We start from the raw sequence: 21,898 nt of genomic DNA on the forward strand, positions 1-21,898 counted from the left end.
TTGCCAACTTCGCCCTCGGGCGTCACGTAGTTAGATCTGCACTATGGGCGAACGTGTCACGTTCCTAAGCTCCACGGGCGCGAATCTGGCCGGGGTCATCGAGGTCCCGGAAACTCCGGCGCGCGGTTGGGGGGTGTTCGCGCACGGCTTCACCCTCGGCAAGGACTGCCCGGCCGCGGCCCGGATCTCCAAGCAGCTGGCGTCCGACGGCATCGGCATGCTGCGCTTCGACGCGCTGGGGCTCGGTGGATCCGACGGAAACTGGGGTGACGGGTCGTTCACCGTGAAGGTCGACGACGTCGTCCAGGCCTGCGAGTTCATGGCCAACCGCGGGACGCCGGCCGACATCCTGGTCGGGCACTCGTGGGGTGGCGCCGCGGTGATCGCGGCGGCGATGCGGGCGCCGGGCGTGCGATCGGTCGTCACGGTGGCCGCACCGTTTGACCCCAGCCATGTCGAAAAGCATTACGACGCAGTGGTCGACCGCTGCTTGGCCGAGGGCAGCGTCGAGTGGCTGGTCGGTGGGCGCAAGCTGATCCTCAAGCGCGCCTTCGTCGAGGACGTCCGCGCGGCGCATCTGCACGACAAGATCAAGGGCTTGCGGCTGCCGCTGCTGATCCTGCACTCGCCGACGGACAACACCGTCGGCATCGACAACGCGAGCGAGATCTTCCGGTTGGCGCGCCACCCGCGCAGCTTCGTCTCGCTGGAGGGCTCCGATCACCTGCTCACCGCCCGCGGCCAGGCTCATCGGGCCGGCCGGATCATCGGCGCCTGGGCCGACGCCTACCTGGGAGCAGACGCGGAAGGCTAGCAGGCAGAACGGAATTCGGCCCGTCAGCCACCGATCATCTCGGCGGCCCGCTCAGCGATCGCGTAGACCGTCGCGGCCGTGTTGGCCGACGGGATCGACGGCATCACGGATCCGTCGGCGACCCGCAGGCCGCTGATGCCGTGCACCCGCAATTCGCTGTCGACGACCGACATGTCGGTGTCGCCCATCGCGCAGGTCCCCACGGGGTGGAAGTAGGACATGTAGGCGGCCTTGGCGAAAGCAGCGAGGGCAGCATCGCCCTCGACGGCCGGACCGGGCGCGGCTTCTTCGGCACGCCACGGCTCGTAGGCACTGGCGGCGCCGAGCCGGCGGGCCAACCGCAGGGCGGTGATCATGGTGCGCACGTCGCGCTCGTCGCCGAAATAGTTGGGGTCGAGCACCGGCGCGTGATCGGCGGTCGGTCCGGACAGCCGGACGCTGCCGCGGCTGTAGGGCGTCATCAGCGACGCGCCGATCATGTAGCCGACCACGCTGCCGTCATCCCCGGGCAGGCCGATACCGGTGGAATCGATCAGTAGGAGTTGGACGTCGGGTCCGTGCTCGGCGTATTCGGTCTGGATCAATCCGAGTGCCTCGCTGTGACTGCTGCGGCTGGGCGGCATCGGCCGGGTGGAGCGGTACACCACCGGCGACATCACGTGGTCGTGGAAGTTGGAACCCACGCCCGGCAGGTCGAGGCTGACCTCGATGCCGACGTCCCGAAGGTGTTGCGCTGGGCCAACTCCGGACAGCATCAGCAGCTGCGCCGAGCCGATGGTGCCGGCGGTGAGCACGACCTCGCCGGAGCGCACCAGAGAAGTCCCGTCGGCCGTGGTGTACTCCACGCCGGTGCAGCGGCCATTCTCGATCGCAAGCCGGTGCACGGTGGCTTCGGCGACGAAGTCGAGATTGGGTCGGTTGAGGGCGGGGAGTAGATAGGCGTCGGCGGCGCTGAGCCGTTTCCCGTCGACGATGTTCAGAAAGGTCGGGCCGAATCCGACTTCGGATCCCGCGCTGATGTCGGTCGCCCGGCGGTATCCGCACTCGAGCGCGGCCTCGAGCCCGGCGGCGATGATCGGATGTACCGGATCCAGTGTGCCGATCCGCATCGGGCCGCTGTCGCCGCGCAGCGCCGGGTCGCCGCCGACCGCGGTCTCGCTGCGTTTGAAGTACGGCAGCAGGTCGTCGTATCCCCAACTCTTGGCGCCGACGTTCTCCCACGGCGCGTAGCTGTCTCGGTGTCCGCGAACGAACATCATGCCGTTGGTGGCCGACGATCCGCCGACACCCCGGCCCCGGGACAACGGCACCGACGATCCGGTCGCCGCCTGCACAGTGGTCGACTCGCCCCAGTCGGCCTCGCCGCCGATCAGGGTGGGCCACAACTGGGGGTTGGCGCTGGCCGGCGGCGGCGTTGCGCTACCCGCCTCGAGGAGCAAAACGCGGGTGTCGGGCTGTTCCGAGAGTCGGCTGGCGAGCACACAGCCGCCGACCCCGGCGCCGACGACAACGAAGTCGTAGCTGGTCGATGGGTTCGATGCTGAAGACATTGGGGGTTCCTTTACGCGGTCCTGTTGTTAACAGCGATATCGCATCAAACGATATCATCGATTCGTATCACTGCAATCAGGCAATTTGTTATCGTTGAAAACATGAATGCCCAGAAGCCGAGGACTCCCGGCCCCGAGGCGGCGGGGAAAGTGCTGGAAGCCGCGGCCGGACTGCTTGCCTGCGGCGGCGTCGACGCGGTCTCGACCAGGGCCGTCGCGGCGGCGGCGGGTGTGCAGCCACCGGTGATCTATCGGCAGTTCGGCGACAAGCAGGGCCTGCTGGATGCGGTGACCGGGTACGTGCTGCAGAGCTACCTACGGGACAAGCGGGGTGCCGCCCTCACCGACGACCCCGTGCAGGACTTCCGCGACTCGTGGGACTTGCACGTAGGCTTCGGCCTCACCCACCCCGATTGCTACATCCTGGCCTACGTCCAGGACCGTCCCGGCAAGATGCCAATGCTCGCCCGCGAATCGCTGGAGATCCTGCACCGACTGGTCTCGCGCATCGGGGACCGCGGCCTGCTCAAGATGAGCGTCAAGCGCGCTGTCCAGGTCACGCATGCCGCCGGACTGGGCTACGTGCTGGCCCAGATTCGGGTGCCACCCGAGGACCGCGACCCGGAGTTGTCTTTCATCACGCGGGAGAACACCATCGCCGCGATCGTGACCGACGGCCCGCGGCGGGCGCCCCCGTCCGATCTGCCCGGGCGTGCCGTTGCCCTGCGAGAAGCATTGCGCGCCAACAGCAATGGCCCGCTGACCGCGGGTGAGAAGGCGATGATGGCCGAATGGCTCGATCGCCTGGCCGACCAGCCGGCCGGGTAGCTCAGCGAATCGGCCGGAACACCGGCAGAATCCGGTACTTCGCGGTGAAGCTGGCCTCGCGGTACTCGTCGCCGACCTCTCCGTCATGCGCGACGACCGTCGGCGCGTCGACGGCCGAGAAGCTGAATTCGGGCACCCGCAGCTCGTGGTAGAGCGGGCTGCGCTGCAGCCGCCCGAGGGCGAGCGCGGTCAGGATCCTCGTGGTGGCGAACCGGCGACCGGTTTCCAGGATGCGCACGTCGATCAGGCCGTCGTCCATCCGGATTCGACGGGACGGGGCGAACCCGGTGGGCAGATACAGCGAATTGCCCAGGAAGACCAGCGATGTCAGCAGCGTCTTGTTGTCGTAGCGGATGCGTACGGGTTGGTCGGTGCGCAGCGTGTGCAGCATCGCGTAGAAGCCGGCCAACGGCTTGCCGATGCGTTTCTCCAACTTTTCGCGCTGCTGCACGAACGCGGGGTACGCGCCGATGCTGGCGGTGTTGATCACGATCTGACTTTCGTTGAGGCACACCAGATCAACGCGGGCCACGCTGCCGCGACGGATCGACTCCACCGTCTTGCCCACGGTGTCGCAACCGATGTCCTTGGCGAAGTGGTTGAACGTTCCGGCGGGAAACACCGCCAGCGGCAGGCCCGCTTCGACCGCCACGGCCGCGGCGGTGGCCACCGTGCCGTCGCCGCCACCCACCGCGAGCACCTCGGCCCGCGACGCGGCGTTGCGCAGCACCCTCTCGGGGTCGTCGTCGGGACCGAGTTCCACGATCTCGGCCTTCGGCAGCTCGGCACGAACCTCGTCGACGACGCGAGCACCGGTACCGCTGCCCGACGCCGGATTGACCACGAACACCACGCCGGAACCGTCCGGCCGTTCCGGCGTCTCGATGCGCAACGGTTCCGATTGCGCCAGAGCGGTTTCGACGACGGGTGGGACCAGCCGCCCGCCCAGCACGGCGATCCCGGCGCCGATGCCCAGGCCCGCAATAACATCTCCGGGGTAGTGCGCGCCGGTGGCCACCCGCGACAATCCGACCAGCCCGGCGAGTAGGGCCAGCCCGAAGCCCAGCGGCGGATTCTCCAGACTCACTCCGACGGCGAATGCGGCGGCGCTGGCCGAGTGTCCCGACGGGAGCGAGTTGGACGTCGGGCGGCGGTGGGCTCTTCTGACCACCGGCACCGAGTCGTAGAGCGGCCGCTGGCGCGGGCGGATTCGTTTGGCGACCTGGTTGGTGAACAAGCTTGTGACAGCGAGCGTCACGAGCCCACGGGCCGCGCCGCGCTGCGCGGCGGGCTTCTTGGTCGCGAACAGCAAGCCGGCAATCATGATCCACAGTTTGGAATGGTCGGCCGCCCGCGTCAGCGGAGGCATGACTGAGTCGAGCAGCGGGGTCGGGGTTTCGGCCACCGCGACGAACAACTCGCGATCCAGCGTGCCCAAACCCCGGGTGATCTGCTTGATCCCGCGCACGCGTTGCCAGGGCCCCCTGCTCATTCGCTACACCTTAGCCGCGGGACTGATAACAATTGACGCACTATGACCAGGCGGACGGCGGCGGACTATCACCAGAAGTGGCTGGCCAACGCCGAACGTCTGGGCGTGCCGTCGACGAACATCACCGCGATCGCCAGGCAGCACGGCATCACGCACGAGAGCTTTCGGGTACTGGAAGAAATGGCCGAGCTCAACGACCCGGACGGCAAGTCGTTCTTCCTCATTCCGCCGGGCACCGCCGGCGACGAGGCGCGCGACGCGACGCTGATGACCTACATCCTCAACGCGGGCACCGGCTACGGCGGCCCGGCGAACGACTTTCCAGAAACACCGTACACCGCCGACGAGGTGCGGCGGATTGTCGATCGGCAACAGGCGAACAACTGGAGTTACGGCCAGGACGTCGGATTCGTCGACCGCAACGGCGGGCGTCTCGTCACAACCCCGAACGGCATGCTGATGGGCTTGGGCGGCAACTGGATCCAACGGCTGTTCAGTCAGCAGGGCGGCACCGCGTGGGGTGACATCTTCATGGTCAATGTCGCGGTCGACGCCCAAGACCCGGCCGGACCCGCCCGGCGGCTGCGCCAAATCGTCGAGTCCGGGCACGCGTGGTACACCGACCGCAAGGGCCGGCCCGTGGAAAGCAATCTCGCGCTCGACCGCGTCCTGCACCACGAGGAGCTGCATTCCCAGCAGTGGGCGACCAAAGGCCACTCCCGCATGATCGCTGCCTACGTCTGGGAAGTGTTCCGCGACAGGATCTTTGGCAAGACCAACAGGCTCGAAGCGCAGGCCGGCCTGGCCGATGGCGGCTACCGGTAAACCTCGCCCGGGCTATAGGGCCTTAATTCCGTTGTGCAGCACCATCAAACCGATCAGGATCAGGATGGCCGCCATCAGCGCGGCGTTGTTCTTCTCCATCCAGTCTTTGATCTTTTCCATCGTGTTGTCGAGCCGGTGGCCCGCGGCCACGTAGGCCAGGATGGGGATGGCGACCGTCGACGCGGACACGGCGACGAAGACGATTCCGGCAGACAGTTTGTCGGCATCGTGCAGGTCGGCGGTACCGATGGCCAAGCCGGCTGCCAGACACATCAACAGCACCTCGACCCGGATCACGGTCAGTACCAGTCCGGTGATGGCCGCGCGCCGGGGGCGCATCGTGGAAAAGGAACGCATCCAGGCCGGTGACTCGGTGTGCCGGTGGCGGGTCACCCACCGGTAAATACCGAACAGGATCAGCGCGGACCCGAGCACCACCCGCAGCCAGGACGCCCACGTCGGTGGCGATTTATGCATACCGCCCAGCGCACCGGAGCCCTCGACGAAGAGCACGGTCTGCACCACGAGCCCGACCAGCCAACCCCCGAGGAAGGCGAGCCCGGCGGGCCGGGGCTGCGGCGCGTGCAGCACGAGGACGGCCGGGATGATCGACAGTGGCGAAACGGCGATCACGAGCGCCAGCGGAATGAGCGTGGTCAACAGCGAACTCCAGCTTTCTGCCACGGGCAGCAATCCTTTCATCGACATCGTCACCGCGCCACCGAACCAGCCGCGCTCGCTGTCCGGGCCGTCGCCGAACACGCCCAGGTGGTTGTATGTGAATTGCAGCGCGACGGGGAAAACACTAGGGGAAGATCACGTGGCTCGGATTCACCTTGGGCACATTTTTCACCTTGCCGGCTCTCCGCTGGTGTCCGAAGCCGCCCATGCGTTGGTGTCGATCCCAGAGGGCGCGTTGGTGGTCGAGGACGACGGCAAGATCGCATTCTGCGGCGATCGCGCCGGCGTCCCGCTGAAGTACCGGGTCACACCCGTGACGGATCACCGGCCCGGGTTTCTGCTTCCGGGCTTCGTCGATACCCACGTTCATTTCCCCCAGACCTTCGCGGGCGACTCGTACAACGGTGGCCAGCTGCTGGAGTGGCTCAACCACTGCATCTATCCCGCGGAGGCCCGCTTCGTCGACCGGAACTTCGCGAAGCGGGCCGCCGTCGAATTCTGCGATCGGCGCATCGCGAGCGGAACCACGGCCGCGATGGTCTTCGGATCTCCCTTCCCCGAGGCGCAGGATGCGTTGTTCGCCGAAACGGCGCGCCGCGGGCTGCGGATCGTCAGCGGCCGCGGCATCCAGACTGTCGGGCCGCAGGCCGCCAAGCCGTTGATGACGTCGGAGGACGACGCGATCCGGCTGGCCCGCGAAGAGATCAACAAGTGGCACGCCGCCGATACCGGCAACGTGAAAACCGCCCGGCTGCATGTGGCGCTGGTACCGCGATTCGCGATCGCGGTGACCGGCCAGACCTTGAAAAGGCTTGGCGAACTGTATGATTCGGTGCGAGATCGTGGCGTGTACTTTCACACACACCTCAACGAGAACAACCGGCCCGACACCGGCGAAGTCGACCAGACCAAGCAGATCTATCAGGTCGACTCGTACCTGGACACCTATGACGGCAAGTTTCTGCCCGGCTCGAAAGTCGGTGGGCCGAGCATGCTCGGGCGGCGCAGCGTGATGGCGCACGCGGTGCACTGCCAGGACACCGAACTGCAGCGGATGTCGGAGACGGGCACGTCGATCGCGCACTGCCCGGTGTCGCAACAGTTCCTCGGGTCCGGCACCATGCCGTGGCTGCGGACGGTCGCTTCCGGGGTAAACATCGCTGCCGGAACGGATTTCGGTGGCGGGGACGAGTGGCCGATTCCGCAGGTGCTCGCGACGGCCTTCAAGGTGCACATCGGCGAATCCGGCGACGCGGGCGTGTCGATGCATCCGGCCGAGATGCTCTTCATCGGGACGCTCGGCGGTGCCCGCGCGCTCGACATGGAGGACCGGTTCGGCAACTTCGACGTCGGCAAGGAGGCCGACTTCGTCGTCATCGACCCGAACCGCACGCCGGCGCTGAAGGCCGTGATCACCGAAGGCGTGCGATCCGACGATCCGGCCATGGCGCGCGACCAGACCCTGTTCGGTTTGCTGATGCGAACGCGTGAGACGTCCATCGCCGCCACCTTCGTGCAGGGCCGCCGGCTGTAACCCACACCGGCTCTAGCCCTTTCGCCGCAGCGTCCAGGCCGGTACCCAGTGCGTCACGTTTTTCTGCTTGGACCCGTACACGATCGGATAGGTCACCAGCCCCCACCAGTCGCCCTGCTCGCACAGGCCCCAGCAGCTCAGCCACCCCTCGACGACCTTGTGCAGCTGCAGCCCGTTGGGCTGATACCGGCCGGAGCGATGCGGCTCGCGCGGAAAAAGCACCGTCAGATCGATCAGCACCGCGATCGGCGGACGCACCACCCGAAACGGGTCACGGAGCGGCTGCCCGTTGTACCCGATCGACGCCAGCGGCCTCATTGTTCGATCATACGTTCGAATTGTGAAGGTCTGGTTGCGCCCGAGCAATTACCCTCGGCCGCCCCAGCAAATCGATATAGTTCGCCTGGCAAGCGATCGCTACGACAGGGGAGATCCGCATGAAGAGGGTTATCGCTGCCGGTTTACTGGCGTTGGGCGGGCTGATGACCACCGCGGTGGGCGTCGCCAATGCCGACGAAGTTCAGGTCGAGGGTTCCTACTCAACCCTGGCCGCGTGCGAAGTCGACGGCCCGCACGTCGAGATCGCCCAGAACAACCACCTGTACACGCACTGGGACTGCCGCCAGCACGCCGACGGCCTGTATTACCTGTACCTGACGAACTAGCAGGCGCGCCCGGGAGAGTCCGGGTTTGCTTCTGGCACCATAACGGTGTGTCAGGGCGTCGCGTGCTGGACCCGCTGATCGTCGCAGTATTGGCCACCGCGGTAAGTCTGGTCGGCGCCGGCCGCCCCTCGTTCTGGTACGACGAGGCCGCGACCATTTCGGCCGCATACAGTCGTTCGCCGGCTCAGCTGTGGCAGATGCTGAGCAACGTCGACGCCGTCCATGGCCTGTACTACCTGCTGATGCACGGCTGGTTCCAGCTCGTCGCGCCCAGCGAGTTCTGGTCCCGTGCGCCAAGCGGTCTGGCCGTCGGGGGCGCCGCGGCCGGAATCGTGGTGCTGGGCAACCAGTTTTCCTCTCGCACCGTGGCGCTGACCGCCGGAGTTATCTGCGCGATCTTGCCGCGTTCGACGTGGGCGGGCATCGAAGCTCGCCCGTACGCCCTGTCGATGATGGCCGCGGTGTGGCTGACCGTTTTGTTCGTCTACGCGACGCGTCGCAGCAGCGCCTGGATTTGGGCGGCTTACGGTGTTGCTCAAGCATTTTCGGTCGTGCTCGATGTGTACCTCGTGCTGCTGTTGCTGGTGCACTTCGCGTTCGTCTGCGCCTTCCTGCGCAGGCGGTCGGTGGTGACCGGCTTTGTCGTCACATCCGTTCTGGCAAGTTGTGCCGTGGCGCCGTTTCTGTTCGTGGCGGCGGGTCAGGTGCATCAGATCAGTTGGGTCGCACCGATCGGGCACCGAACGATCGAGGACGTGACGGTCCAGCAATACTTCGAGCGGAGCCCACCGTTCGCCGTGCTGTCTGCCCTGGTGATCGCGACAGCCTTTGCCGTGTGGCGCTGGACGTCGACGAAACTCGTTGCGGCAGATCGGCAGTTGCTGACTTTGGCGGCCGCGTGGCTGTTGTTACCGACCGCCCTGATCGTGGCTTGGTCGGCATGGGTTCACCCGATCTACACGCCGCGCTATCTGTGCTTCACTGCACCGGCGATCGCGCTGGTCCTGGGTGTCTGCATTGGCGCGCTCGCGGCCAAACCCTGGGTTGCGCCGGCGATCGTTGCCCTCTTCGCGGTCGCGGCGGCGCCGAATTACCTATGGGTGCAACACAACCCGTATGCCAAGTACGGGATGGACTACAGCCAGGTGGCGGATCTGATCACCGCCCAGGCGGCGCCGGGTGATTGCCTGCTGATAAACGACACTGTGACGTTTATGCCCGCACCGATGCGGCCGTTGATGGCGGCACGCCCCGATGCCTACCGGAAGCTGATCGACCTCACCCTGTGGCAACGGGCAACGGCGCGCCGGGACGTCTTCGACACCAACCTGATCCCGCAGGTCGTCGCCCAACCGCTGAGCCAGTGTCGCGTGGTGTGGATCATCACCCAGGCCGACGAGTCGATGCCCGCCCACGAACAGGGTTCGGCACTACCGCCCGGCCCGCGCTACGGCGCAACACCGGCCTTCGCGGTCCCGCACGACCTCGGCTTCCGGCTCGTCGAGCGCTGGCAGTTCAACCTTGTTCAGGTGTTCAAGGCACAGCGGTAGCTACCAGATGCGGATGTAGTCGACCAGCATGGACGCCGGGAAGACACCCGCGGCGGGATCACCGGCGCCGACGCCACCGACCGCCAGGGTGAACATCGGCGTCATCCAGTAGCCGGGATTGTTGAACGGCCAGCGCATGTCTTCCGGCGGGTTGCCGGCCACGTGGATGGGTTTGTTCGGGACCTTGAAGTACTCGGACCCGTCGCGCGAGAATTCGAATCCCTTTTCGCCCCAATGCATCCGCCAAGTGTGCCAGTCACCGTCGACCAGACCGGGAATCGATTTGCCTTCCCAGGTCTTGCCGTTGGATGCCGCGTGGACCGTGGTACCGGGGGCCCATTGGCCGTTGCCGTACCACTCGAAAATGTCCACCTCGCCGTCGGGCAACGGGTCTTCGTTGACTCCCCAGAACGACGGCCACAGGCCGGGGGTCAGGCAGTCGAGTTTGATCTTTGCTTCCCAGGTCTGGTTGATCATGCTGCGGAAGTTTCCGCGCAGCTTGCCGGTGTAGTAGGTGTTGGCCAGGAAGTCATGGGTGGCGCGCAAGACGAGGTTGGAGTGACCGTCCTGGAATACGTTTTGGGGGTCGGCGCGGTAAATCCCCTCGACCGGCGGGTAGACGTCGTCTTGCCAGGTCTGGATCGTCCACTTGCCCGGATCGGGAAGAGAGCCCGCGGGGCCGTCGAACTCGTCGGCAAAGATGTACGGCCCGCCGGGACCGGCGGCCGGCGCGGCCGGCGTGGAGGGGGACGCCAGCGCTTCGGGGAGCGGCGTCGACGCCGCTGCCGCCAGGATGCCGAGCCCCGTCGTCAACAACATGCGGCGACGATCCATATGCACCTACCACCCATCGCTCATGGCCGGAGCTCCGACTCGGCACGGTCCCCCCGGCCAACTCCCGCAAACGGTGTTATACAACCATGCGCCGCGAGGGCGTGCATCCCGCACCCGCCGCTTAAAACACGCGCACCCAATCGACCAGCATCTCCGCCGGGTAAGCACCCGACCCGGGGTCGCCGCCGCCCGAACCGCCGACCGCAAGGTTGAGCATGGGAAACATCGTGTATCCGACGTCGTTGAACGGCCACATTCGGATCGGGTCGTGCACGTCCTGGATGCCGGTCGCCGGCACGCTGAAGTAGGGTTCGGCGCCCTCGGCAAAGTCTTGCCAGAAGTACATGCCGCCCGTATTCCACGTCACGCGCCAGGTGTGCCATGCGCCGTCAACCGCGATCGGGTGGGTCTCGAATGCGGTGCCGTCCGGGTTCGCGTGCACGGTGGTGCCCGAGGGCCACTGCCCGTTGCCGTACCACTCCATCAGGTCGACTTCCCCGCTGCGACCGGGATCGTCATTGGACAACCACCAGGCGGGCCAGCAGCCGCCGGTAAGACAGTTGAGTTTGATGCGCGCTTCCCAGGTGGTCCCGATGGCTCCCCGCCAGGTACCGCTCACCAGGCCGCCGAAGTAGTTGCCGCCGTCTCGGGTGGCGCGCAGCACGAGGTTGGATTTGCCGTCGACGAACACGTTTTGCCGGCTGTCGCGGTACTGTCCGAAAAACTCGGGCCGGTCGAACCCGGTCGGGTTATGGATCGGCGTACGTTGGCTCGCTACAACCCATTTCGAGGGATCGGGAGCCGAGCCGGCCGGACCGTCGAACTCGTCGTGAAACAGGTATGCCCCGGCCCGCGCCGGCGCGGCGCCGACCCTCGCGGTGGGGACCGCCGCGGCCACGAATCCCGCCAGCATCATCATCCGGCGACGATCCATACCTGGCATTCGCAAACGACTTTCGGTTCAAGGGGTGCCCGCAGCATAAAGCAGTTCTTTGAGCTGACTTTGCTGCTCGGCGGCGAGCCGGGTCAGAATTCGCTGTTCGGCCACCGCCACCGCCGCATCCGCACGCTTCAGCAGGGCTTTGCCGCGCCGGGTTAGCCGGGCCGGCATTGCGCGGCCGGCCGGCGCCGTCGCCGCACGGCTGCATGCGCCGCGGTCCTCGAGTGCGTGCAGCACCTGGTTGGCCGCCTGTGCGGAGACATTGGTGCCGCGAGCCAACTCCGCACTCGTGAGCCCGGGGTGGTTGGCCAGGATCCGCATGCACACGAATTCGGGCAGGCCGAGTCCCAGCGGCTTCAGCTCCGCTGCGACCTGGGGCCGCAACGACGCCATCACTCGGTACAACAGGAACCCCAAAGGCTCGTCATGGGAAGCACTCATGTTCACATGCTGACATGCGCCACAACGTTCATCGCACGGAACCATCAACTTTGTTGACATTGCCGGAGTCGGTGGTATCAAGGAACTTGATGGTCCATAACGAAAGGAACGACAAGGATGTCTGGTGACGGATTCTTCGGTGGCCCCGGCGGTTTCGGGGGCGGCTTCGGCGGCCCCGGCTTCGGTGGCTTCGGTTTCGGTGGCGGCCCCGGCGGTTTCGGGGGCGGCTGGGGCAAACACGGTTGGGGTCATGGCGGGCCCGGCGGCCCCGGTTTCGGTGGTGGTTTCGGTCCGGGCGGTCGTCCGCCGCTCAAGCGCGCGGCCTTTGTCACGGCGGCGCTGTTGCTCGACGGGCCGGCCGATGCCGCGCAGGTGATCCAGCGGGTGTCCGACGCGACCGACGGCGCGATCACCCCTGCGCAGGAGATCGCGGAGCTGGCCATCGGTCTGCTCGCCGGCCGTGGCGTGGTGACGGTCGACAACGGCGTGGCAACGCTGACCGAGCTCGGCAACAACCTGTTGAAGTGGCGGGGCGTCAGCAGCGAAACCGCGCACGCTTTCCTGGCCCGCGCGGGTCAGTTCGGCGACGTGTTCAAGATCCGCAGGGAACTGTTCGAGATCGCCGGCCTGGCGCGCACGATCACCTGGACGGGCACCGACGAGCAGAAGCAACAGCTCGCCGAATCACGGACCAAGGTTCTCGAGGCGCTGCGCGAGGCCAAGAAGACGCTGCACCGCGTTCTCGGCGAGGACTAGCGCATGAGTGTGCGTCCACGGCGATGCGTGTGCGCTTAGGGCGGCGACACGCCGGGCGAGACCGCCGTGGGCGCACACTCAAAGCCCTAGACGCACACTCAAAGCCGAACCCCTAGGGAGCCGAGGGCTCGCTCAGCTTGACCAATGTCTTGCCGATATTGGCGCCGGTGAACAACCCGTTGAGGGCGTCGACGCACGACTCGATGCCGTCAAAGACGGTCTGGCGATGGGTAAGCCTGCCCTCGGCCCCCCACTTGCGCAGCGCTGCATGGGCCTCCTCGAAGCGGCCCCATTGATCCAGCGCATTGAATCCCTGCATCCGCGCGGTCTTCGACAGCAGGTTCACGTAGTTGGCCGGGCCCGGGTGTTCACCGGTCAGGTAGCTGGAGATGACGCCGCACAGCACGACGCGGGCGTTGTTGGCGAGCCGGCCGAGCACCGCGTTGAGGATCGGCCCGCCGACGTTGTCGAAGTAGACGTCGACGCGCTTCGGGCAATGCTGCTTGAGCGCGGCGGGAATGTCGTCGTTCTTGTAGTCGATGCACGCGTCGAATCCGAAGTCCTCGACCACCGCCCGGCATTTCTCCGGCCCGCCCGCGATGCCCACCACCCGCGCGCCGGCGATCTTGGCGATCTGCCCGGCGATCGATCCGGTGGCGCCCGCCGCGGCCGAGACCACCACCGTCTCCCCCGGCTGGGGCATACCGACGTCGACCATTCCGATGTACGCGGTGGCGCCGGTCGGCCCGTACACCGACATGATCGCCAGCTGGTCGTCCTCACCGGGGATGGGCGTGCTGAACACGTCGTCGCGGATGATCACGTACTCCTGAAAACCGGTCAGCGTGGTGACCACGTCCCCGACGGCAAAGGCATCGCACCGCGTCTGAACCACCTCCCCGATGCCGGCGGCGCGGATCACCTCGCCGAGTTGCACCGGCGGCAGATAGCTCGGCTGGTCGTTCAGCCAGGTCCGGACCGCCGCGTCGAGCCCCACGTAAGTGGTTCGCAGCAGCGCCTCGCCCTCGGCGGGCTCGGGTGCCGGCCGGGTGATCAGCTCGGTGTCATCGGGTGCGACGAGCCCGATCGGGCGGCGACGCAGGACGATCTGGCGATTCGGCATGTCGGGCACGCTGCTGAAACTACCCATTAGACGCCCTCGGGTGGGAGCATCTGTCCATGGAATCGCAGGACGACCCGGAAAAACGGATCCGGGACCTCGAGCGCCCGCTGGCCGAGACCGCGCGCGCTTCCGAATTGGGCGGCACACCGCAGGGCGGCCACGCCTACCCACCGCCGCCACCGGGCCCGGTGCCACCGCCACCCCCCGGCTCGGTGCCACCGCCGCCGTCCATGTACGGCTACGGCGGCCCCTATGGCGGGCCTCCGCCGAAATCTTCGGGCAACCGGCTGTGGTGGATCGTGGGCACGATCATCGTCGTCGGCGTGCTGGCGCTCGCGGGCGGCATCGCCGCCTTTGCCGCACACCAGATTTCCGGTGTCCGGTCGATCATCAACTCGGAGATTTCGACGACGCCCAGCACGTCCTCGAGGGTGACGACGTCACCCCGGACTACGCCGCGGAGCCCGCGGTCGTCGACCAGCGCGCCGCAGACCACCTCGACGTCGGCGTTGCCGCCGCAGGGCGCGCCGCTCGACATCTCCGGCATCGACGAGAACAAGACGATCGCGTGCAACGACAACGTGGTCACCGTCAGCGGAATCAACAACACGATCGTGATCACCGGCCACTGTGCGAGCCTGACGGTGTCGGGCATGAAGAACACGGTCACCGTCGATTCCTCCGACAGCATCGACGCGTCCGGCATGAACAACCACGTGACGTATCACTCGGGTGCGCCGAAGATCTCCAACTCCGGGGTCGACAACGACGTCTCGCAGGGCTGAGGTGTCAGCCGGCGGCCATCGCGTCGGCAAGGGCCACATAGCCCTCGAACCCGACGTCTTGGGCTCTGGCCCGAAAGCGTTGCAGGAACTGCCGATAGCCGGACTCGTCGCCATGAACTCGGGCCAGCAGCGCCCGCAGCCGTAACACCGGAATTTCGTGCAGCACGAATCCCGGCTCGACCGGGACATCCGCGAGTCGGTCGATCGCGCGCTGCGCGGCCTCGATATCGCCCGGGCCGTTGCGCGCCAGCAGTGTCTCGACGAGCGCGGTGGTGGCGGGTGCCCGGAACATCATCGTCCCGGCCTCGAACTGTGCGTTGAGGATCCGGGAAACCAGGTCGATCGCGCCGTCGAGATCGCCGGAACGGGCCCGCCCACGGGCGATTTCGGCGTCGGTCATGCGCCGGATCGCCACGATCAGCTTCTCGTCGACCAGCATCTCGCGAGCCTTGGCCAGATATTCCCAGCCTTCCCCTGAGCTTTCGTCGTTGCGGTGGATCAGCGCGGTGGCCCGATTCACCAGCGCGTACGCCAAAGCGGCGTTGTCACCGGAGCGTTGGGCGATGTTCAGCGACTCGGCCGTCTGCGCCACGTCTTCGGCGGTGGGCAACACCGCGCCGTTCTGCACCGCGGCCGCGTATTTGTACAGCTGCGCGAACGGGTGGGTGGTCGGGTCGAACGACCGGGCCATCGCGATGCCCTCTTCGAGATCCTGCCGCCAGCCCGACCGGCCCAAAAACATTCCGGCCGCCCCCTTTAACGTGATCGCCCAGGCCAGCGGGGAGCCGATCACGAAGTTGCCCATGGTGGGATCACCGTGTGCGACGTCGATGATCCGCTGCGCCAGCCGCAGGCATTCGGTCGCCTCGCCGACCTCCCACTTGGCCTGGGCAGCGGCATAGAACAGCCCGGCCGTCATCGCCGGATCGCCGATCGATTCGACGAGCGTGGCGAATTCCGTCGCCATGGCGGCCGCCTCCCGATGCTGGGAGTTGAACGTCAGCGTGGTGAGGTGGCCCGCCATGCCGACGGCCAATGACCGCTTGTCGCCGGCCTGCGTGGTGAGAGCGCGTAATTCGTCGAATCCGGTCTCGTCGGGCGTGCCACCAACCTGAAACACGCTGCCGCACAGCAACGCTCGCGGAGCGATGCGCATAGCCAGCCGGTCGGGGTGATCGTCGGGCAGCCGGTCGGCGAATCGCTGCGCCTGTTGCCAACTGGCCCGGGCGGCGCGGATATCCCGCCCGCCATACCAAGTCCCGGCCTGCATGTACCACTCGTAGGCCTCGCGCAAATCCCCGGCCGCCGCGTACTGGGTTGCGACGATCGAGGCCTCCTGGCCGGTGAATTCACCGTAGGTGCGTTGCAACACGGCGGCGACGTGGCGGTGCAATTCCGCTCTGCCGGCTTTCAATTGGGATTCATAGGCCACCGCCTGGATCAGGGGATGGCAGAAGGCGTACGTCTCGTGCGGTGTGAAGCCGATCTGCTCGACCAGTGACGCTGCTACCAGTGGCGCCACGTCGACGGCACCCAGCAGACACTTGAGCAATTCGGTGTCGAACTGCGCCCCGATGACTGCCGCGGCGTTCAGGGTGCGCTTCGCCGTGGCATTGAGTCGATCGATGCGCGCTCCGATGATGGCCTGCAGGCTTGCCGGAACATGGATTTCGCGCACTTCGCGCACGCACACGTAGGCGCCCGGCGCGCCCTCGAGCTCGCCTCGCTCGGCGAGGTCACGCACGATCTCCTCGGCGGCGAACGGCAGGCCGGCGGCGCGATCGGCGATCACCGCCGCCAATCCGGCCACCGAAGGGTCAGCCCCCAACAGCTCGTTGATCAATTCTTTGATATGCGAATCACACAGTGGCGCGAGTAAAAACGGATGGGCGTCCGGGATCCGGGACAGGGGCCCAGAGTATTCGGGCCGATAGACGACGAGCAGCGCCGCACGCATGCCGGGCACCGCCGCCGCGAATTCGGTGAGCAGCGATTCGCTGACGCTGTCGATCCACTGGGCATCGTCGACGACGTAGAGCGCGGCCCCGGGCCGAGCCGGCGAAATGGTGTTGATCAGGTCCACCAGCCGGCGGCGCCGCGCGTCCGGGGTGATGTCCGGGCAGGGCATATCCGGGTCGCGGATGCCGAGCAGGTCGTCGAGCAGCACCAGATCCTCGGCGCTCGCCTCGGGGATTTCGGCGCGCACCCGCGCCCGCGCCACCTCCAGGGTGAGGCCGCCGAGACCGAAGACCGCGCGCAACAGCCGCGAGATCACGTGTAACGGGACGTCGCGGGTATGGGATTCGCAATAGGTGACGAACACTTCGACACCGCCGCTACGTGCTGTCGCCAGCGTCTCGCGCATCAGCCTGGTCTTGCCCACGCCCGGGCGACCGGTCACCGTGATCACGGTTCCCTCGCCGCCCGCGGCCCGGTCCAGCAACTCCGCGATGGCGTCCTTCTCGCTCTGGCGTCCAACCAGCCGGGACTGCTGACGGGGCTTGCGACGTCCGGCATCGACGCTCAGCAGGCGCCGCGCCGGCACCGTGGTGGCGAAGCCCTTGATGTGCACGGTCTCGGGCTCACCCAGCACCGCGCGGTTCTCGACGAGCCGTGCCGTCGACTCGCTGAGCATCACACCGCCGGGCGGCGCCACCGTTTCCATCCGCTGGGCCATGCCCACCTGTTCGCCGACCGCGGTGTACCCGAGATGGGTCGCGCCGACCTCGCCGGTGATCACCTGACCGGAATTCAGCCCGACCCGCAGCCGCAGGTCGATCCCGTCGCGGCGGCCCACCTCGACCGCCAGCTGGCGGACCCCCTCCTGAATCTCCAGTGCCGCGAGACAGGCGCGAAAAGCGTGGTCTTCCAACGTGATTGGCGCACCGAACAGCGCCATGATGCCGTCGCCGGTGAACTTGTCGACCGTGCCGCCGTAGCGCTGGACCACGGTTGCGGAATGATCGACCAGTTCGGTCATCACCTCGCGCAGCCGCTCCGGGCCCAGCGCCGCGGCGATGTCCATCGACCGCACCACGTCGGCGAAGAGAACGGTCACCTGCTTGTATTCGGCGGTCTCGACCTGCGGCGCCAGTGGACTGCCGCAGGCGTCGCAGAAGCGGGCGCCCTGACGCGGGACCGAGCCGCACACCTGGCACACCGACGACGCTGGCGTCACCTCTAAACCCTAGGCGGAATCCCTGCCAGGGGGAACGCCCGGAATAGGCATCCTACGTTTGCTCTTCCGCATCGTCGTCGAGGACGCTGACCGCGATGCCGTAGGGCAGGAAGCGCACCTTGCGCTTCGGATCGACATTGTTCTTGTTGGCCCGCAGCGCGTCGAGCTCGCTGGCATACACCTGTTCGACGTGCGCGTCGCCCGCGGCGTCCACGGTGTAGATCGCCCAGACGCCGTCGCCGGCCTCACCCGCGGTTTCCGGCCCGGAACGGGACCGCCGCGACAGGTCGTCGAAGAATGCCGAAAACCCGGTCCGGGCACCCGGAGCGGCGGCGAACCTGCCGATCCGCTCGAACACGTCGCGCAGCCCCTCGCTGCCCTCCCTGATCACCCGATCGAAGTCCTCGGGATCAAATCCGAATGCACCGTGCTCGCCCACGCGGCCTCCTCGCAGCTCGTAGCGTTAATGCCCAGTGTGCGCCCGCGCGCGGCGATCCGCCACGGAGTTTGCTCCAAGCCGAACGCCACCGCTAATAGCCGGGGCCCAGGAACGGGTTCTGTGAGTACCCGCCCCCGCTGGGGGGATATCCGCCGCCGTAGCCGCCACCCGGATACTGCCCCGGATATTGCTGAGCCGGGTATTGCGGAGCGGCCGGTGCCTGACTTGCCGGCACCTGGATCGGGATCGGCACCGGCAGCAACGGAACGTGGATCCACTGCGTGGTCATCGGCGGCTGCGTGGAGGTACTCGGCGGCGGAGGCGTCGTCGTCGGCGGCGGCGGCGTCGTCGAGGGCGGCGGAGGCGTCGTCGTCGGCGTGGTCATCACCGGCGACGGCGGCTGAGTCGTCTGCGGCGGACGCGGATGCGGATGCGTGACGACCGGCGGCGGCTCGGCGGTCACCACCGGTGGCGGCGGTGGCGACGGTGGAGGTTCCGGCGGCGGCGGCGGCACCGAAGAGGGCACCGGCGCAGCGGTGGGCGGCGGTGGTACCGCCGTGGGAGGTGGCGGTGCAGGACTAGGCATCAGCGAGCTGACCGGTGGCAGCGGCACGGGCGCGACGGACGGCACCGGAGGTGCCTGTCGGTTTTCGATCCCGGTCAATGTGTACGCCACACCGCCGACCGCGGTCATGGCCACCAGTGCGAACATCCCGACGACCAACTGCGACAGCCGCACCCGGCGCCACGCGCGGTCCCGGGGCGGCTCGATCACGTTCAGGCGCATCGACCAACCACCGGGGTTGCTCTCTTCGTCGAAGGCCTCGGGCGTGTAGGGCACCCGGATATCGCCAGGGTATTCGGTTTGCGACCAAGCCAACTCGCGATCGGTGAGCGCTTCCTCGTCGATCACCAACAGGTCGCCGGCGGGCAGTTCGATGATGTCGCTGCCCGACGAAGCGGCGAGCAGGCCGATGGACGTGCGGGTGCGCAGGTCCTGTTCTTCACCGCGCGCGGCCAGCACCAGTGCGCCGGCGGCGGCCGCGAACGCGGGTTGTGCCGGTGACACCACCGGTCGGCGGCTGTGCACCGAAAGGCGTTCGTTGACAAGTGGAATGCTGGCGACACCGCCGACGGTAACCACCGCGGACAGATCACTCCAGCTCTTGCGGTGCCGGCACAACATATCGTCGAACGCGTAGATGAGGCCGGTCAGCCGATCCTGGATGAGGTCACCCAACTCGTCACGGGTGAACTTCATGGTGGCCCGGCGCCCACCGAGCTCGGCCACGAATTCCGTTGTGCGTTCTGTAGATAGCTGCTCCTTGGCGGCGCGGCACTGCTCCCGGAGCCGGGCCAGTTGCCCGACCGCGGCGGTGCTGGCCGGGTCGATGCCGCTGCCATGTCCCAGCTCCTCGAACACGCAGAGCAATAATGCCGCGTCGATCTCGCCGCCGGAGAAGTCGGTGTAACGCATTGTGGCGCTGAGCGGTTTGAGATCACCGGCGAGGTCTACCAGGGTGGCCGAGGTACCCGAGCCGCCGAAATCGAGCAATCCGACGACTCCGGTTGCGGCAAGGCACAGCTCGGCGTTCGCCGCGGTCACCGACGCGATCGCGTCCGAGACCAGGCGCGGTGCCATACCGCTTCGCACGAAACCTAGATGTGTGCGCAATCCGTTGCGTAATGCCTGCGTGGTAGCGGGTTTCCAGTACGACGGAACGGCGATCGAGATCTCCGAGGAGCCCGCGTCCGCACCCGCGGCGAGCACCATCGCGTCCAGTGCTTCGACCATCAACAGGTCGGGGTCGTGAGCCGAGCCATCGCCAGAGACGAGCGCCACCGAGTCGCCGACGCGGTCGACGAACCCGCTCATCAACATGCCGGGCTCAGTGAGGTTCGGGTCCTCTTCGGGCAGACCAACTTTGGGTGCGCAGTGCGGGTACAGCGTGAGCACTGCTCGACGTGAAACCGGCGGGTTTCCGTCACGCGCTGCGACCAGGTTGGTGGTTCCGATCGACAACCCAAGTGGGTCGTACATAGAGCGAATACTTTCGTCTATAGGGGTCGGTGGCCAGCGTTAACGATAGCCGCGGACACGCGGAAAGCCGATGGCTTGCAATCCCATTGGTATCGCCCCGATGCGATTGTGTCACCGAAGCGGTACTAAAAACCCCTTGACAAACGTCGCTTTATCACACGACGGTGAGTGGCAGCGAACGCCGCGGTTCGAAGACCCACGACGCTCCGCCACTGAACTTGACCACTTCCACCTCAGGTAGTTCGGCTGCGGTGGTGTCGGTTTCGGTGAACCCTGCCGTCCAGTCGGTGTCCGTCCCGCTAACCCGCACCTCGATATGCGGATCCACCGCGGTAGCGATCGCCTGCAGCGGCTGCACGGACTCCGGTGAGCACAACGTGATCCACGAGCCGTCGTCATGGGCCGCTGACCGACGCACGGCCAGCCGGTTGGCCTCGATGTCGGCGCAGACGTAGCCCCCCGGGTTCAGCAGTGGGTGCAACTCCAGCACGCGAAGCACGCCCTCGGGCCCGCCCGGCAATTTCAGTGCCTTGTGAATGCGTTCGGCGGCAACGCCGGCGATGCCGGTAAGACCCTTGGTGCACACCGAGATGGCTTCGGCCTCGTCGGCGGCGCGTGCCCGCACCGCGATCGCGAACGAGAGATAGAGCAGATGCATCTGCAGGCAGACCTCGTCGGCCATCCGGACCAGTGCCGAATGCGAGAAGGCGGCAAAGTCGAAATCGGAGAGCAGCGGACCCGAGTAATCGGCCTGCCCCTCGTCGGAGGTATCGATGGGATCGAGTTTCCAAGTCGCAGCGCGTGTTTGGCGAACAATGTCCAACGCGGGAATGCCGTGAACCTCCGGGTAGGACTCGTCGATTTTGACGGTCCACGCGCAGTGCGGATGCCGATCCGACGGCGTCCGCGGCGGACGGTGGATCGGGCGCACCTGAGCCCGGGCGTTGGTGGCCACCGCGGTGGCATCGAAGGTCGGGTCCTCGATGGTGTGGCACATCCCGAACACGTACTGCTCGCCCATCGGCTCGACGTCGAGCAGGGCGCCGCAGTGGTCGAGGTGGAATTCGCCGTTCCATCGGTCGTGGACGGTGTAGCGGAAATCCATGAATTGCGGTGGGGCGCCGATGTCGAGCTGCAGACCCTTGAAGATGGTCACCACGTCGACGCCCTCGTACTTGAGGGCCTGCTGCATGCGCCGGGTGTAGATCGGGCTGGCGCCGGCCCACTCCTCGATGGCGATCTGCACCATCTCGTCACGGCCGAACGAGCTGATGCACCAGGCCATTCCGGATCGGTCGATCAGCTGCCCGATCAGCAGCAGCTCGGGAACCAGGACGGTCAGCTGTTCACGGGACAGTTGCGCGTATCGCGAGGGGCTGCTCACGCTACAAAAATAGACTCGACTATGTTATAAAGTCAACG

20 protein-coding genes are annotated in these 21,898 nt (G+C 66.8%); 8 read left to right on the top strand and 12 right to left on the bottom strand.

Translation table 11 applies throughout. The features are described 5' to 3' along the window. Window positions 1-43: 43 nt before the first annotated feature. Window positions 44-814, top strand: coding sequence for an alpha/beta hydrolase family protein (locus tag G6N55_RS14715; protein ID WP_085222593.1), 771 nt, complete (start codon window positions 44-46; stop codon window positions 812-814). Between the two features lie 23 nt (window positions 815-837). On the opposite strand, the gene G6N55_RS14720 is transcribed toward G6N55_RS14715, so the two are convergent. Next, a complete protein-coding gene (locus G6N55_RS14720; protein ID WP_085222592.1) occupies window positions 838-2,364 on the bottom strand; it encodes a GMC family oxidoreductase in 1,527 nt (508 codons plus the stop codon). 102 nt (window positions 2,365-2,466) lie between these two features. On the opposite strand from G6N55_RS14720, the gene G6N55_RS14725 reads away from it, so the two are divergent. After that, window positions 2,467-3,192: a TetR/AcrR family transcriptional regulator gene (locus G6N55_RS14725; protein WP_085222591.1), complete on the top strand. Its 726-nt coding sequence runs from the start codon at window positions 2,467-2,469 to the stop codon at window positions 3,190-3,192. 1 nt (window position 3,193) lies between these two features. On the opposite strand, the gene G6N55_RS14730 is transcribed toward G6N55_RS14725, so the two are convergent. Continuing rightward, complete coding sequence (locus G6N55_RS14730) at window positions 3,194-4,684, bottom strand: bifunctional phosphatase PAP2/diacylglycerol kinase family protein (protein ID WP_085222590.1); 1,491 nt, start codon at window positions 4,682-4,684, stop codon at window positions 3,194-3,196. A gap of 42 nt (window positions 4,685-4,726) precedes the next feature. Between G6N55_RS14730 and G6N55_RS14735 the strand changes: the two genes are divergently transcribed. After that, window positions 4,727-5,509: a hypothetical protein gene (locus G6N55_RS14735; RefSeq protein ID WP_085222589.1), complete on the top strand. Its 783-nt coding sequence runs from the start codon at window positions 4,727-4,729 to the stop codon at window positions 5,507-5,509. 12 nt (window positions 5,510-5,521) lie between these two features. Here the strand turns inward: G6N55_RS14735 and G6N55_RS14740 are convergent, their stop codons facing one another. Beyond that, entirely contained in the window at window positions 5,522-6,211 is a 690-nt protein-coding gene (locus G6N55_RS14740) for a GAP family protein (RefSeq protein ID WP_085222588.1), read from the bottom strand. Window positions 6,212-6,329: 118 nt separating this feature from the next. On the opposite strand from G6N55_RS14740, the gene G6N55_RS14745 reads away from it, so the two are divergent. After that, on the top strand, window positions 6,330-7,724 hold the full coding sequence (locus tag G6N55_RS14745; protein ID WP_232079012.1) for an amidohydrolase family protein: 1,395 nt from the start codon (window positions 6,330-6,332) through the stop codon (window positions 7,722-7,724). A 12-nt stretch (window positions 7,725-7,736) separates the two neighbouring features. Here the strand turns inward: G6N55_RS14745 and G6N55_RS14750 are convergent, their stop codons facing one another. Continuing rightward, window positions 7,737-8,042: a hypothetical protein gene (locus G6N55_RS14750; protein WP_085222586.1), complete on the bottom strand. Its 306-nt coding sequence runs from the start codon at window positions 8,040-8,042 to the stop codon at window positions 7,737-7,739. Between the two features lie 119 nt (window positions 8,043-8,161). On the opposite strand from G6N55_RS14750, the gene G6N55_RS14755 reads away from it, so the two are divergent. Further along, entirely contained in the window at window positions 8,162-8,389 is a 228-nt protein-coding gene (locus G6N55_RS14755) for a hypothetical protein (RefSeq protein WP_085222585.1), read from the top strand. A gap of 47 nt (window positions 8,390-8,436) precedes the next feature. Further along, complete coding sequence (locus tag G6N55_RS14760) at window positions 8,437-9,939, top strand: glycosyltransferase family 39 protein (RefSeq protein WP_232078756.1); 1,503 nt, start codon at window positions 8,437-8,439, stop codon at window positions 9,937-9,939. Here G6N55_RS14760 and G6N55_RS14765 read toward each other — a convergent pair whose 3' ends face one another. The 3 genes from G6N55_RS14765 to G6N55_RS14775 form a co-directional block, all read right to left on the bottom strand. After that, window positions 9,940-10,773 (bottom strand): glycoside hydrolase family 16 protein, encoded by an 834-nt coding sequence (locus tag G6N55_RS14765; protein ID WP_085222583.1) that lies wholly within the window; start codon window positions 10,771-10,773, stop codon window positions 9,940-9,942. A gap of 121 nt (window positions 10,774-10,894) precedes the next feature. Further along, window positions 10,895-11,722: a glycoside hydrolase family 16 protein gene (locus tag G6N55_RS14770; protein ID WP_085222582.1), complete on the bottom strand. Its 828-nt coding sequence runs from the start codon at window positions 11,720-11,722 to the stop codon at window positions 10,895-10,897. Window positions 11,723-11,734: 12 nt separating this feature from the next. Further along, complete coding sequence (locus G6N55_RS14775; protein ID WP_085223013.1) at window positions 11,735-12,154, bottom strand: MarR family winged helix-turn-helix transcriptional regulator; 420 nt, start codon at window positions 12,152-12,154, stop codon at window positions 11,735-11,737. A gap of 117 nt (window positions 12,155-12,271) precedes the next feature. Here G6N55_RS14775 and G6N55_RS14780 point away from each other — a divergent pair, with 117 nt between their 5' ends. Next, window positions 12,272-12,910 (top strand): hypothetical protein, encoded by a 639-nt coding sequence (locus tag G6N55_RS14780; protein ID WP_085222581.1) that lies wholly within the window; start codon window positions 12,272-12,274, stop codon window positions 12,908-12,910. Window positions 12,911-13,022: 112 nt separating this feature from the next. On the opposite strand, the gene G6N55_RS14785 is transcribed toward G6N55_RS14780, so the two are convergent. Further along, the gene (locus G6N55_RS14785; protein ID WP_085223012.1) at window positions 13,023-14,042 is read right to left on the bottom strand and encodes an NADP-dependent oxidoreductase; all 1,020 of its coding nucleotides are present in this window, start codon (window positions 14,040-14,042) and stop codon (window positions 13,023-13,025) included. A 47-nt stretch (window positions 14,043-14,089) separates the two neighbouring features. On the opposite strand from G6N55_RS14785, the gene G6N55_RS14790 reads away from it, so the two are divergent. Then, window positions 14,090-14,818, top strand: a complete 729-nt coding sequence (locus tag G6N55_RS14790; protein ID WP_085222580.1) for a DUF3060 domain-containing protein — start codon at window positions 14,090-14,092, stop codon at window positions 14,816-14,818. Between the two features lie 4 nt (window positions 14,819-14,822). Here G6N55_RS14790 and G6N55_RS14795 read toward each other — a convergent pair whose 3' ends face one another. The 4 genes from G6N55_RS14795 to G6N55_RS14810 all read right to left on the bottom strand — a co-directional run bounded on the left by G6N55_RS14795 (window position 14,823) and on the right by G6N55_RS14810 (window position 21,860). Beyond that, window positions 14,823-17,996 carry an adenylate/guanylate cyclase domain-containing protein gene (locus G6N55_RS14795; protein ID WP_085222579.1) on the bottom strand — a complete coding sequence of 1,058 codons (3,174 nt, stop codon included), beginning with the start codon at window positions 17,994-17,996 and terminating at the stop codon, window positions 14,823-14,825. 52 nt (window positions 17,997-18,048) lie between these two features. Beyond that, entirely contained in the window at window positions 18,049-18,435 is a 387-nt protein-coding gene (locus G6N55_RS14800) for a hypothetical protein (protein ID WP_085222578.1), read from the bottom strand. A 91-nt stretch (window positions 18,436-18,526) separates the two neighbouring features. After that, window positions 18,527-20,476: an Hsp70 family protein gene (locus G6N55_RS14805; RefSeq protein ID WP_085222577.1), complete on the bottom strand. Its 1,950-nt coding sequence runs from the start codon at window positions 20,474-20,476 to the stop codon at window positions 18,527-18,529. 154 nt (window positions 20,477-20,630) lie between these two features. Continuing rightward, window positions 20,631-21,860 carry a hypothetical protein gene (locus G6N55_RS14810; protein ID WP_085222576.1) on the bottom strand — a complete coding sequence of 410 codons (1,230 nt, stop codon included), beginning with the start codon at window positions 21,858-21,860 and terminating at the stop codon, window positions 20,631-20,633. Between the last annotated feature and the right edge of the window lie 38 nt (window positions 21,861-21,898).

Source organism: Mycobacterium florentinum, from assembly GCF_010730355.1.
Taxonomy (GTDB): Bacteria; Actinomycetota; Actinomycetes; order Mycobacteriales; family Mycobacteriaceae; genus Mycobacterium; species Mycobacterium florentinum.